Origin of the sequence: Prosthecochloris sp., assembly GCA_015482705.2 — a bacterium.
GTDB lineage: Bacteria > Bacteroidota > Chlorobiia > Chlorobiales > Chlorobiaceae > Prosthecochloris.
The window spans coordinates 1-14,669 of sequence record JADMLA020000030.1; the positions used below are offsets into that span (position 1 = coordinate 1).

The 14,669-nt window shown below is 49.2% G+C and carries 9 protein-coding genes; 7 read left to right on the top strand and 2 right to left on the bottom strand.

Annotated elements, in window-relative coordinates; all coding sequences use genetic code 11:
• The 6 genes from QZ209_RS07040 to ald form a co-directional block, all read left to right on the top strand.
• Positions 1-6,342, top strand: a 6,342-nt coding sequence (locus QZ209_RS07040; protein WP_294346319.1) for an Ig-like domain-containing protein, incomplete at its 5' end; no start/stop codon positions are given.
• A 31-nt stretch (positions 6,343-6,373) separates the two neighbouring features.
• Positions 6,374-7,789, top strand: a complete 1,416-nt coding sequence (locus QZ209_RS07045) for a TolC family outer membrane protein (protein ID WP_294346321.1) — start codon at positions 6,374-6,376, stop codon at positions 7,787-7,789.
• 56 nt (positions 7,790-7,845) lie between these two features.
• On the top strand, positions 7,846-9,018 hold the full coding sequence (locus QZ209_RS07050; protein WP_294346323.1) for an MFS transporter: 1,173 nt from the start codon (positions 7,846-7,848) through the stop codon (positions 9,016-9,018).
• A 176-nt stretch (positions 9,019-9,194) separates the two neighbouring features.
• Complete coding sequence (locus QZ209_RS07055) at positions 9,195-9,929, top strand: SprT family zinc-dependent metalloprotease (protein ID WP_294346326.1); 735 nt, start codon at positions 9,195-9,197, stop codon at positions 9,927-9,929.
• A gap of 42 nt (positions 9,930-9,971) precedes the next feature.
• A complete protein-coding gene (locus tag QZ209_RS07060; RefSeq protein WP_294346329.1) occupies positions 9,972-11,954 on the top strand; it encodes a DUF2779 domain-containing protein in 1,983 nt (660 codons plus the stop codon).
• A complete protein-coding gene (gene ald / locus QZ209_RS07065) occupies positions 11,951-13,063 on the top strand; it encodes an alanine dehydrogenase (RefSeq protein ID WP_294346332.1) in 1,113 nt (370 codons plus the stop codon). The genes QZ209_RS07060 and ald overlap by 4 nt, the downstream gene beginning before the upstream one ends.
• 18 nt (positions 13,064-13,081) lie before the next feature.
• Here the strand turns inward: ald and QZ209_RS07070 are convergent, their stop codons facing one another.
• Both QZ209_RS07070 and QZ209_RS07075 read right to left on the bottom strand, forming a co-directional pair.
• A complete protein-coding gene (locus tag QZ209_RS07070) occupies positions 13,082-13,354 on the bottom strand; it encodes a hypothetical protein (protein ID WP_294346334.1) in 273 nt (90 codons plus the stop codon).
• A gap of 87 nt (positions 13,355-13,441) precedes the next feature.
• Positions 13,442-13,885: a PPC domain-containing DNA-binding protein gene (locus QZ209_RS07075; protein ID WP_294346339.1), complete on the bottom strand. Its 444-nt coding sequence runs from the start codon at positions 13,883-13,885 to the stop codon at positions 13,442-13,444.
• Between the two features lie 237 nt (positions 13,886-14,122).
• Between QZ209_RS07075 and QZ209_RS07080 the strand changes: the two genes are divergently transcribed.
• Entirely contained in the window at positions 14,123-14,668 is a 546-nt protein-coding gene (locus QZ209_RS07080) for a rhodanese-like domain-containing protein (protein WP_294346342.1), read from the top strand.
• Position 14,669 lies beyond the last annotated feature (1 nt).

Genomic DNA, 14,669 nt, shown 5'->3' on the forward strand with positions numbered 1-14,669 from the left:
ATGGATTTTGATGTTGTTGTAAAAGATGGCGACGGTGATGAAAGCGACGGTCAGTTTACGGTGACACTGACGCCGGATCCTGCTCCGGTGGATGTAACGGTGGGTGAACCCAATCTTCCTGACGGGACAAACCCCGATGGCACTGCATTGACGCAGAGCGAAACGCTGGGAATCGAGCCGGATGCTGATGCCGTTATTGTCGATACGCGTTTTACAAATATCGACAGTTTACCGGAGTTGACATCTGGTGGTGTGCTGGTCGAGTATTCGTTAAGCCCTGACGGTCATACGTTGACGGCTACGGCCGGCGGTGAAACCGTGTTCACGGTGGTCGTGACCGATCCAACCGACCCTGATGGAGGGCAGGGTTACGAGTTTACGCTCCATGGTCCGCTCGATCATGTTGACAGTGACGAGCATGAGCTTGATTTCGACTTTGAGTTCGATGACAGTGACGACCACACGAAGGAGGGTACGTTTACGGTAACGGTACTGGATGATCACGTGCCCGGAAGTGATTTGCTGACCGTTGCGGAAGACGGGGAACAGACTATCAATACCAGTGCCGATGCGACATCGGACAACACATTGGTTCCCGATAAGGGAGAGCCGGGCGGTCCATCGCATGGTACTGCGGTGATAAATCCGGACGGTACGCTTACCTATACACCGGACGAGCACTACAGCGGAACGGATGAACTGACGTATACCCATACTGATGAGGACGGTAACGATTATACGACAACCGTGACCATAACGGTGACCCCGGTTTCGGATGCTCCTGAGTTGAGCAGAGATGCGTTGAATGTCAGGACAGATGAAGATGTATCAGTTGCGCTGGGTTTCAACGCACCGGTTGTAAGTGACGGCACAGACCAGAATGGTGGTCAGGCAGGTGACAACCCTGAGCTTCTCGGTGCAATACAACTCAGAAATATTCCTGCCGGAGCAAAACTTCTCTATGCCGACGGGACAACTGTTCTGGAGTCAGACGGGAGTACAGTCAATATCGTGCTGAGCGACGGTAGTCACATCACAGGGGTGACAGGGGATGTGACGATGACGACGGCTGAATTCGAAGGACTTCGTGTGTTGCCTCCTGCCGACACTCACAACAACTTTTCGGTAAGAATGCGGGTGACCGAATACGAAGTCGACGACAGTGGAAATCCTTTGCCGGGCGTTGATGGTGCGGTCTCGAACATCAAAGTGAATGTAAGGGTGCTTGCAGTGACCGACAAGGTGGAGATTTCGTGGAACGAGGGTGGAGATTTTCCTGATACGGATGAAACTCCTGACGATCCCGATACGATTAACAAGGTTATCAACGAGGACACTGCTCTTGATCTGACTTCGATGCTGAACTACTCCTTTACCGGAGAGCCGGATGAAACGACGACGCAAACACCACCGATAGCCGACGGTAACAATACGACGCCTGATTTCGACGGTAGCGAATCCCGTGAACTGGTGATCGGGGAGTCCGGGGTTACCGTACTGCCTCCCGGAACGATCGTGAAGGTTGACGGTGTGGCGATTGATCCTGAAAGCGATGGGACTTACAGCATTGCGCTCACCAATGATCAGACTATTCCGCCGATCACGATTCAGCCTCCTGAACATTTCAGCGGGGATATTCTGGAAGATATTCCGGTGACGGTTGTCGCGCTGGACAGTGATAGCGATTCTTCAGGGGCAAATCCCGTCGAGGAGTCTGATACGGTGTACTTCAACCTGTATGTCAACCCTGTTGCAGGAGATGTCGAAGCACAGGATGTTTCAACAGAGGAAGATACTGCAGTCAAATTCATGGAGGAGCTCGGTCTTACCGATACCGACGGGAGTGAGAGCATCGTCGGTATAGTCATCAAAGACATCCCCGATGGATGGGAACTGTATGATGGTGACGGTACTCTCTTGATAACCGGTAACGGTTCCGATGACTGGACGGTCGATACTGCCGATGTGACAAGTGGAGACTATACGGATTACACGCTGCTTCCCCCGGGTCACAGCAGTGTCGACGAGACTGTCAATATCGACGTAACGACTACCGATACGCAGACCGTCAACGGCAGCACGGTTTCCGATACACAGACCGTTACTCTTCCGGTCAAGATAGAGGTTACCCCGGTTGCGGAAAAAATGGGGCCCGATGCAGATAAAGATGGACAGACCGATACGCCGCTGCCGGGCCAGGCTGATAGTGATGATAACGGTACTGCCGATCTGCAGATGAATCCGTCGCATGAATACACGGTCAACGGTACCGAAGATGAGTGGTTTTCTTTGCACAGAGCCGGTATCAGCGGTGATTCTGACGGGTTCGATCTGGAAACTCCATGGTTCAACGAGGATACAGAGACGTCATCGTATCAGGATAACTCCGAGGAGACATTTGCCCTGTTTACGCCGAAAGATAGTGAGGGTAATGACTTGCTGGGTTCACAGTTCAGATACGATGACGGTACCCCTGAGGGCAGGATTCTGACGTATACCGGAAGTCCTGTCGAAATTCCGGTTCAGCACCTGGACAGTCTCGAGTTTATGCCACCAGCGAACTTTGCAGAAGAAGGGATCGAGATTGTCGTCAATGCAAAGACCGTCGATACCGATCCTGATGATGGATCGAAGAGCGAACAGGTCTCTGGAGAGGTGGTTTTGACGATTGATTATCTGCCTGTGGCAGATCAGGTAAGTCTTGCTGTTTCCAGTCCCGGAGGAGATGAGGATACCCAGATTCCGATCAACATCAGGCCACAGAGCGACGACAAAGACGGCTCGGAATCCTTTACGGTTACCATTGACAACGTGCCAAGCGGTGCAGTGCTGCATTACAATGGCAGTGTATTGACCGGAACAGCCGGAACAACCGTTGGTACGTTGAAGTACACCATTCCAGATTTTGACGAAGATGCACCGCTGACGATCCAGCCGCCTTTGAACAGCGATGTGGACTTGATCGAACTCGATGTTCAGGCAGTCAGTGAAGATGGCGTAGACGCTTCTCCTTCAACAGCGTTGCCTCTAAAAATAGATGTGCGCGGTGTTGCCGATACGGTCGATCTGACAACAACCACGCCAAAGTTCGCGGAAGCCGATGTCGATACTACAGGTGAGGTTGCCCTGAACCAGATTGTTACCGGTTATACCATGCAGGATGATGATGGCTCTGAGACGCTGACCTTTCGAATAACCGGGCTCGATCCACAGTTTTCCATCGACTGTGGCACCTTTCTCGGCGGCACAGGAACTGAGAGAGTCTGGGTTCTGACGGAGGAAGATCTTGCGGCGGCGAAGATACGTGTTCCCGCTAATTTCAGCGGCACGGTAAATCTGTCGATGGTAGCGATTACGACCGAGCGAGAAGGTGATAGCCATACTGAAGACCCGATAGACCTGTCGGTTGAGATTACGCCGTCCCCTGAAGCGGAGATCAATTCTTCGGCGACAATTCCCGAAGATGCGACGGTGCAGGTCGATTTCTCGATCCAGCACCGGAACGGCGATACCGACGAGACGCTGACATCGGTCTGGATAAAGGCTGCAGATGTAGACGGTGCGGACTATATGCTGTATCTGGGAAGTGACGGAGTGACGACTCTTGCCGATGCTGCAGCCGATCCCGCCGTGACGGATGTGGTGCTCGATGGCGGTTATTACAAGCTTACAGGTTCGGCTATCGACAATATTTACGTGCAGAATGAAGCGGATCTTCATGGAGACTACACCTTTGACATCAAGTATGAAATAACCGATAACTCCTCTGACGGAACCCTCGATCCTCCGGACAGCACGGTAACCACGCAGTCGGATGCCGTTTACAACCTGTCTTTTGCTGCAGTGACCGATCCAATTTCACAAACACTCGGTACTATAACACTGGACGATCCAGGGGATGGCACCGTTGAGGGAAACCTTGTATCGGTGACTGAAAATACCATCATTACCATTCCTGTGACTGTAACCCAGGTCGATGATCCGGCAGAAGGGCCGAACGGCAAGGATGATGACGGGAGCGAGAAGCTCGAGCAGTTCATTATAGACAATGTACCGCAGGGGGTTACGGTTGTCGGAGGCACCTATATCGGTAATGTGTATGATTCCGGGGCCGGTGATAATGTCAATTCGGGCCGCTGGATTATCGATATTGATCCGAACCAGGCGTTTACAACGTCTGATAGCGGCACTATTACAACAAATATTGCGTTTGCCGTCGACGGAACGGCTGAACAGCTTGGCGGTCTGAGTCAGACCATAACCATTACGGCTGTCAGCAGGGATGAAGGGTCTGGGACACAACAGGCAATGCAGAGTTTCACGTTAACGGTTGCAGACGCAGATGAATTTGATGACTCGGAGAGTCCGGTTTTTATCAATGAACCCTCAACCATTGATCTGTGGTCTGAAAATACTGATTCCGATGTTATTGAAGATACTCCGATATCTCTTGGAGAAATGGTCAACGCCCAGATAAGCGCTGGAACCAACAGTACTTTCGACATTACGCTGACCGACTTTCCTCCGGGTACGGTCATTACCGGTATGACTGCAACGGTTCTTCCTGGCGGTGAAACGGTCTATACGGTTTCCGGCAGTGGGGGTAACGTGGTGTTACAGACCGTATTGGACAGCATTACCATTACTCCGCCAGCCAACTGGAATGACAACAACCATGGGAACGACTTTGACTTTAAACTTACGCTGACAACCCGGGCTCCAGGCGGAGAACGTAACGATCAGGTGATCGAGGTTAACAACCGGGAAGTAGTTCCTGTAACAGATCACACAACCATAGTCATTAATGCTCCTGACGTAGATGAAGACAACGACGCTGGTTTTACGGTTTCGTTCAGCAACGGGGCGGATGGAGGGTTTACGACCGTTCAGGGCCCATTGTACCTGAAGGTTGATGATTCGGGAATGCACCCTCCGGAAGGAGGAACCCTCTATCATAATGGTTCGCCTGTTTCCGTACAGTCCATTACCGGAGTTCCGGGCGTTCCTGACGGAGATTACTATGTTATTGACCCTGTTGAATTTACCGATACTGTTCAGTTTACCTATGAGCCTGAAGGAAATGCTGCCGGCAGTGTGGGGGTTACAGCGTATCTGAGGACACAGGAAGAAAGTGCGTCCAATATTCTTACCAATACAGCCACAGCCAGCTTTGATATCAACCCTGTCAATGATGGTTATGATGCCGAGATTGCCAGTGCCAGCGGTGATGAAGATACCATGATCGAGATTGAGCTCGATGGAACCGGTCTCAGGGATGCGGATGGTTCTGAAGAGATTGTCAGCGCTTTCATCGAAAATGTGCCGGACGGTTTTCTTGTTTTCACCGGATCTTCCCAGGCGACAGCCGTTCTGGCAATCAATGTTGGCGATGACGGAACCGGCAACAACACCTGGAGTATTCCGCTTGATCCGGACGGTTCACTGCCGGATTACATCGCTGTCCGGCCGCCGGAAAATTACAGTGGGACGGTTCAAGATTGTGTCCTCAAGGTGTACAGCGGCGAGCAGGACCTCGAGCCAACGGTTGATATGGTGACATTTGATATCGAAGTAGAACCGGTTGCCGATCCTGTCGATCCGAACCTGTTCATTCCTACCACATCATTCGGTGTAGAGGGTGAAGCGATTCCGATCAACCTCAATAAGGCTATGGAAGATCAGGACGGGTCAGAAACCCTGACGTTGACGTTTCAGGGTATCGGTGCGGGTGCTGTCTTTTATGACAGTGCAGGCAATCTGATCGATGCAGCTTATGATGCAGGTACCGATACCTATACCTTGACAGGAGTTCCCGGCTATGATCCTGCAGAAATTTATGATGTGAACCACCTGACACTTGTCCAGTCGGCTCTAACCGGCACGGTGACGGTGACGGCTTACACTGTCGATGGTAGTGACGATTCATCTGATGAAGCCGTAACGAAGACTTTTACACTCGATATTTCACAGATTGAGCCTACGGGTGGTGACGACACGTTGTTCTATGACGGTGACTCCGGTCGAACGTATGATGGTTTTGGTGGTGAGGATACGATAACACTACAGCTTAACCAAGATCTTGATTTCAATGCAGATACTTCAACGCTTGCAAATATTGAAATCATCGATCTCGATCAAAACGGTGATCATCAACTGCTTCACCTTTCGGAAACAGATGTTCTGCAGAGTACCGATGAAAATAATGTATTGACAGTTCTGGGTGACGCAGGTGACAGTGTGCAGCTTGCGGGGAGCTGGGTATCTTCGGTTGATGGTGGTTTTACTGTTTACACCAGCGGGGATGCTGTGCTTAGAGTAGAGAATGACATAACTATGATATGATTTGTCGCTAACATTTAACCATCTAAGAGATATGAAAAACAGGTACAGGAAGCGGACGCTGACAGCACTACTGCTGTTTGCAGTGCTGTCAGGGATGATCGTGCCTCAGATTTTGGTGGCACGCGATAATACGGTAACGGTGAAGTCGGCTGTTGAACAGACGATCAACAGTAATCCTGTAGTGCAAGCGAAATGGCACGAGTTCAGAGCGGCTTACCATGAAGAAGCGGTAGCCTATGGAGGTTATCTGCCGAAACTCGATGCTACTGCAGGCGTTGGCCGGGAGTGGGTGGACGGTGATAACCTGACGAAAGATGTGTACACTCGCAAAGGTGTCCGTCTGGAAGTGACGCAGATGCTCTTCGACGGATTTTATACCCATCACCAGGTGTGCCGTCTGAAGTGTGAGGGTAAAGCGCTTTATTTCGAGTTTCTCGATTCCATCGAGCAGGCCGGTCTCGAAGCTGTCAGGTCCTATGCCGACGTGCAACGTTACCGAAACCTTGTCACGCTTGCTGAAAAAAACTATGCGTACCATCAGAAAATCTCCGATCAGATCAGTCGTCGTGTACGATCGGGGGTAAGCACCGGTGCGGACATGGAGCAGATTGAGGGGCGTCTTGCATTGGCAAAATCCAATCTTATTAACGAACGAGCGAACCTGCATGACGTGACGGCACGCTACCAGCGGATTGTTGGAGAATTGCCTGCGGAAAAACTCCAGGAATTCGAGGTACCGGTTTCGGCAATTCCTTCGAGTGTCGAAGGTGCGCTTGGAGAGTCTTATCGGAAAAATCCGGGATTCCTCGCATCGATGCTTGAAATCAAGGCATCCCGGCACGCGCTCGATGTTCAGAAATCGAAGTTTTACCCACGATTCGATCTACGAGCCTATCAGGACTGGAGTTGGGACAAGGACGGTATTGACGGTTACCAAAGAGAGGCTGCGGTAGAGGTAGTGATGCGTTACAATATTTTCAATGGCGGTTCGGATTTTGCTTCGGTGCGACAGTATAAGCAAAAGTTGTACCGGTCGATCGATTTGAAGGATAAAGCATGCCGGGATTTGCGTCAAACGATTGAAATTGCGTATAATGACCGCGAGGCGCTGACTTCCCAGGTAAACTATCTCGATCAGCATCGTATGCAACTTGCAGAGGTACGAGTCGCTTATCTCGATCAGTTTACGATAGGCCGACGAACGTTGCTCGACCTTTTGGATACGGAGAACGAGTACTATCAGGCAGAGCGTGCGTATACCAACGGAGTATACGATTTGACGATAGCCGACGCGCGGACACTTGCGGGAATGGGGCGTTTGCTCAACGATATGGACGTGGTTCGATATGATCTGCCGTCCCTCGAGGAACTGGATTATGACGGTATCCCTTCTATGCAGGCATCGGATTACTGTCCTGTCGAAGCACCTGAAGGATCGATACAATAAAGAGGGTTAGTTGTTTCAGTGAAGAAATATAGCAACCAGGTAGTAACGGTGTGTACATGCGGCTTGTAAAAGCGGTACTTTTGCTGTCAAGTGCTATGACAGTAATGGCTGGAGCTGTTATTTCTCCTGCGCTGCCCGAAATAAGCCGTCATTTTTCCGGAGACAGCGTAAACGTCCTGACGAAGCTCGTCTTGACGATGCCTGCGCTGACGATTGCCTTGTGTGCCCCTCTTGCAGGGCATCTTTCTGATCTTTTCGGACGTAGAAAACTTCTGGTTTTTTCGTTGTTTTTATATGGTTTGTCCGGATCCAGCGGCTTTTTTCTGAACGATCTTTTTCTTTTGCTTGTAAGTCGTGCAGTTCTCGGCATTAGTGTTGGCGGAATCATGAGTGCCGCTACAGCGTTGATCGGCGATTTGTATTCCGGCAACGAACGTGCTGAATTTATCGGTCTACAGTCGGGGTTCATGTATATCGGAGGGATTGTACTTATTCTGCTGGGTGGATTTCTGGCAGAAATAAGCTGGAAAGCCCCTTTTCTTGCATACCTTTCGGCATTTGCCGTGTTCATCATGGCGATAATCGGGCTCCGTGACCCGAATTCTGATTCGAACAATTCCGGGATGATTGATCGTGAAGAGCCATTGCTGATGCCGTATCTTGTGGTTGGATTGATCTATCTGCTGGTTTTCCTGCTGATGGTATTTTACTACATGGTACTCGTTCAGTTGCCTTTTATCTTGCAGAACCGTTTTGGGATTGGTAGTGCCGTTACCGGCCTTGCCATTTCTGTTGCGGCGTTTGCCGGTGCTGTTTCTTCGCTTTCCTTTCCTTTGTTAAAACGCAGATTATCGTATAGATCGATCTATGTTCTTGGATTTGGGTTTGTTGCTGCCGGATATGTTCTGATAGGCAACTTTTTCGGTTTTACATACATCCTTGCAGGTCTCGCACTCGCCGGATTCGGTAACGGTATGCTGATGCCGAATGGCAGTTTCTGGCTCATGGAAGTGACCCCTGAGCAAATAAGAGGAAAAGCGGTGGGCGGTTTTACAGGAATGATATTTCTTGGACAGTTTCTGTCTCCGATTCTCATGGCCCCTGTTGTATCGCTCTTTTCGCTCGATGGAGCGTTTCTCGCATCGGCGGTGTTTCTCCTTGCCGTTGCAATCTTTCTCACAGTGCTACCAATGAACTATATCGTTACCCCTCCAATTTCGAGAAAATAGCCCCGATAAGAAAAACGTTCGTTGAGCCGTATCCTTGTCAGGCGGCTTATAGATAAGTATATTCAATGCATAAATGATGTTTCCGGGACCATCTCCATCAGCAGGTTCGGGTTGTCGGAGGGAAAGATTTTCCCGATCCTTTTTTCCCCTTAATTCTATTTTCGTGTACCGTGTTCATGCCTGCGCATCACCAACACCGTTACAAATTCCCTGACGGGGATGTTACCTATTCTGTTCGGACAAGCCTTCGCGCCAAACATGTCCGGTTACGTGTTTCTCCTCGAGAAGGGCTGGTTGTCATCGTTCCACAGGGATTTGACCGGTCACTGGTGCCCGGTATTGTCGAAAAAAGACTTCCATGGGTTCGCAAAGCTCTTGGAACAATGCCTGCTGTTCGATCTTCTGAAGATCTTTTTCCTGACACCCTTTCCTTGCGGAGTATCGATGAAGAATGGTACGTTTTTTTTGAGGTCACCAGGGAACCCGAATGTTGTTTCGTTGAAAAACCGGGCAGATTACTCGAGATCCGTTCGTTGCAGGGCGGGTCGAAAACATCGTTCGATCTTCTGCGTGAATGGGTGAGAAGAAAGGCCGTGAACGAACTGCTGAAAAAGCTCGACGAGGTTTCGGAACAGTATGGATTGTCGTATGACAAAGGGGCTGTACGATGTCAAAAAACCAGGTGGGGAAGCTGTTCGGTCAACAAAACGATTAGCCTCAACATGAAACTGCTGTTTCTTCCTCCCGACCTTGTCGAGTATATCATGCTACACGAGCTTTGTCACACCATGCATATGAACCATTCTCGACGTTTCTGGGCTCTTGTTGAGCAAAACATGCCGGATTACGTTGTTCATGATCGTGCCATGAGAGACGCGTTTCATTACGTTCCGCAGTTTTTGCAGCAATGAAAGAGCCGCGAAGAAACCGCAACCTGTTATTTTCAAAGGAACATGACCGAAAGATATCTGACCAAATCGAGATTTTTGCTCGCAATGCAGTGCCCGACAAAGCTCTACTACACAGGGAAAGATGAATATGCCGATCAGTCGAGTCAGGATCCGTTTCTTGCCGCTCTTGCTGAAGGAGGGTTCCAGGCTGGTGCACTCGCCCGTAGTTACTTTCCAGGTGGGCACATGATCGGACAGCTTGACGATCGGACGGCGTTGGTTGAAACAACCCGGCTTTTTGAACGGGAGAATGTCGTGTTGTATGAGCCGGCTTTTCGTTATGAGAATCTTTTTGTGAGGGTGGATATTTTGGTCAAGGAAGGTAAGCGACTGCGTCTTTACGAGGTTAAATCCAAATCCTGGAATCCTTCCGAAAAAAAGACATTTATCTGGAAAAAGGGCCATTTTACCGCTGCATGGAAACCCTATCTCTATGATATTGCATTTCAGGCTTATGTTGTAGGGAAAGCGGTGCCGGGGTTCGCTACGGAAGCGTTTCTCATGTTTGCCGATAAAACCGCCAAGTGTCCGACTGACGGGTTGAATCAAAAGTTCCGCATTCGCAAGCGATCCGGGAACAAGGCAGAGGTATTGACCGATGAATTGACATCGTTTGACCTTTCCGTTCAACTGTTGACTTCGGTTCCGGTTGGTGCATATGTTTCCATGGTAATAAACGGTGACGGAACGGATGACTTCGAACCAAAGGGTTTCGAAGAGACGCTGCGGTACTTGGCGGATTGCTATGCAGTGGATCAGAAGATTTCACCGGAACCCGGAGGAAAGTGTGGAAAGTGCGAGTTCATATCTCCCGAAGAAAACAGGCAAAGAAAAAGCGGTTTCAAAGAATGTTGGAAAGAGGCTTTCGGGTGGCGGGATGAGGATTTCAGGGAGCAGCTGGTGCTCGATCTTTGGGACTATAGAAAAAAAGATTCTGCAATATCTAACGGAAAATTAAAAATTGTCGATCTCGAGAAAAAAGATCTTGGGCTGAAGGAAGATTGTGGTGACGGAGAACATGGACTTTCCAGAACAAACCGGCAGTTTCTGCAAATCGAAAAGGAACGGTTGCATGACGAGACGCCTTATATTGACAGGGACAATCTCAAGCGGGAAATGAGTGGATGGAGATTTCCACTGCACTTTATCGATTTTGAAACGGCGACGGCTCCCATTCCGTTTACTAAAGGGCGGTATCCCTACGAGATGATCGCTTTTCAGTTTTCTCATCACATAGCCGAAGAAAATGGTTCCGTGCGTCACGCAGGCCAGTTTTTGCTGACAGAACCGGGTGTGTTTCCGAACTATGAATTCCTCCGGGCGCTCAAAACCGAGTTGGGAAAAGATCGAGGTTCGGTTTTTCGCTACAGCCATTACGAAAACACTGTTCTGAACGTCATTCACCGCCAGCTCAGGGAAGAGGAAAACCCTCCGGGAGACAGTGAAGAGCTTCTTGCTTTCATCGAGAGTATTTCTCACTCTTCGTCCGGAAACGAATGTTCTTGGCAGGGATCGAGAGATATGGTCGATTTGCTCGATATGGTAAAGCGTTACTACTATCATCCCCTGACGAGGGGATCGAACTCCATCAAGTACGTTCTTCCGGCCATACTGGAGAGTTCATTTTTTTTGCAACGGAAATACGCAGAGAAGGTTTACGGTGCCGAAGGAGAAATTTCCAGTTTGAATTTCAAGGAAAAACGCTGGATTGAAAAGGAGAACGGTAAAGTGAAGGATCCATACCTGCTTTTACCGAAGATGTTTACCGATATTGTTCCGGAGGAGATGGAGCATTTGATGAGCGGTGAAGAGGAAAATGCAATTCGTCACGGCGGGGCGGCGATGACTGCGTATGCAAGGCTGCAATATGAGGAGATGAAAGATTTTGAGCGAAATGCCATCAATCGAGCATTGCTTCAGTATTGTGAACTCGATACACTCGCTATGGTAATGCTGTACGAAGCTTGGAGAGAGGAGGTTTCATGATCATCGGTATACCGAAAGAGGTTAAAATCAGGGAAAACCGCGTTGCCTGTACTCCGGCGGGTATACGGTATCTTTCGGACGCGGGGCACACAGTTCTGGTTCAAAGCGAAGCAGGTGAAGGCAGTGGTTTCAGCGATGCTGCGTTCAGGAAATCGGGTGCGGAAATATTGGACGATCCTGCGGAAGTCTGGCTGGCCGATATGGTTGTCAAGGTAAAAGAGCCGGTTGAAGCTGAATATGGTTTTCTTCGCAACGGTCAGGTCTTGTTTGCTTTTCTGCATCTTGCGGCAAATCCTAAACTGGCTTGTTGTCTTGTCGAGAAAGGAGTGAGTGCCGTAGCTTATGAAACCGTTCATACCAACGGACGTCTTCCTCTGTTGGCTCCGATGAGTGAAATTGCCGGTAAAATGAGTGTTATGGCAGGAGGATTATACCTCGCGAATCATTTCGGCGGTAACGGTATTCTATTGGGTGGTGTACCGGGAGTTTTACCCGGTAAAGTTACCATTCTGGGAGGAGGTACGGCTGGAATGAATGCAGCTGTCATTGCAAAAGGGATGGGGGCAAGGGTTACTGTACTGGATCTGAGTCAGGAGAGAATGCGTTATCTAAGCAACGTGCTCGGTGCGCAGGTCCAGACGATTTTTTCAACAGGCCAGCACATTGTCGAAGAACTCAAAGATACCGATCTTCTTGTCGGGGCGGTGCTCATTCCCGGGGCGACCGCTCCTAAACTACTCGATCGTGACATGCTGCGCTCCATGAAAAAAGGTTCGGTTTTTGTCGACATATCGATCGATCAAGGAGGATGCTCGGTAACCTCCAAGCCAACCTCACATGAAAACCCTGTTTTTATCGAGGAGGGTGTTTTGCATTATTGTGTGACCAACATGCCCGGGGCTTATGCCAGAACCTCCACAGAGGCGCTTTCCGGCAACACCCTGCCGTATGTCAGAGCAATTGCAGACACGGGAGTCGAGGAAGCGGTGCGTTCTGTTTCCGGCTTGAGAGAAGGTTTGAATACACATAACAATCGAATAACCAATAGTGCGGTTTCCACCTCACTGGGCATCGAGTATGGTGAAAGCTCGCTCGATGTAGATAAGTGACAGTCGAGGAAGTTGGTATTATCGATACCGTTTTTTGAGCATAGTGTTAATACCGGAAATGACAAGGGTGACAAGCAGGGCAGTAAGGCCTGCAAACAGTGTCAGGGCTGAGCCGGCGATGGCCGAAACCATGCCTGTGATGAAGTACATGGCTGTAATCATCGCAAGACAAAAAAGGGCTGTGGCGGTGAGAACCGTAATACGAATCTTTTGAAGAAATGCAGGGACGATCGCTGCGGCGAGTGCACAGGAAAGCAGTCCCCACCATGTCAAATCCAAGAAAAAATCCATTTGAAGTCCAAGTCAAAAGGCAAAAGTTAAAAAGTAAAAGTGCTCGATGGCTTGAATGATTGTTACACGTTATCTGTTACATGACACTTACGGGACAAGCAGCTTGAAGCCGATCTCGGGATCAGGCTTTCGGGTTGCAGTTGTTGCAGTTATTTCGAACAAAACGACCTCCATGACGTGCCATACTTTTACGCCTTCACGGACACAACCTGTAACGGTATTTTCTTCACGTCCACATGCCATGTGAAGGTGGAGCACCGGATTGTTGTTTTCATCCGGGAAGATCGTTCCTGTGCCGGTTACCTCATGAGCTTCGTATAGCTCGTGCTGCATCGGCATGACAGGTAATGTGCGTCCTTTTTGCGGCCCTACGACGAGCGTACTTCCTTTATCCGCTCCCCCGAGTACGATTAGGGCTGCGGACTTGATGTCATGGTCAACCGCGAATTTTTCGAGTGTTTGATGAACGACTTCTTCGTCTTCAAGTCGTATGATGAATGTTCTTCCCTGCTTTGCCTCGGAGTACAGCATTGAATTATTCTACGGTTTGCGTTTGCAGCATTGAGTAAAGATAAAGATTTTACGAAAAAATAAAGCTTCGGCCAGCTTCTGTAAACTATCTCGTGAGAATCATTCTTGTTGAGTTGTTCTGTTTCGGAAGGTTATATACCTTTCTAAAACAGAAGACGACGGACATTCCAACCGAATCTGGAAGAATGTGTGTCACAGGACTGACAAACTGTCTGGCCTTGAAAAAAGCTGGTAACAATGAAGGAAAAACATGGGCTGGGAAAGATAATTTTCATAGGAATCATACTCACTATTGCAGTGAGTGGGCTTGGTTTGGTGTTCAATTCGATGAACCCCAATGGAATTGATTTTGTGAGTTCTTCAGGTCCATCCTATGCAGAGATTGCCGAAACCAAGCAAGGTCAATCCCTGGAAGGGTCGCCAGGTGACGTGCCTGCTGGAGAGGAAATTGAGGTGATTACTTTGTTGGAAGCAAAGGCTTTCTTCGAGAGGGGAGAGGGTTTTTTTGTCGATGCGAGATCCGAGTACAAGTATTATGAGCTGCATATATCTAATGCATTGTCATTATCGGCAAGTAAATTCGACTCCCGATATGAAGATTTCAGCGACGTTATTGCAAAGGATGCTTTACTTATCATTTACTGTCACAGCATTACCTGTCCTTACAGCGATATCGTCGCCAGAAAATTAAGAGGATTGGGATACACGAACCTCAAAGTCTTTTCAGGTGGGTGGGTAGAGTGGCTGCAAGCAAAATATCCCGTTCAAGGTTTTAAACGTTGAC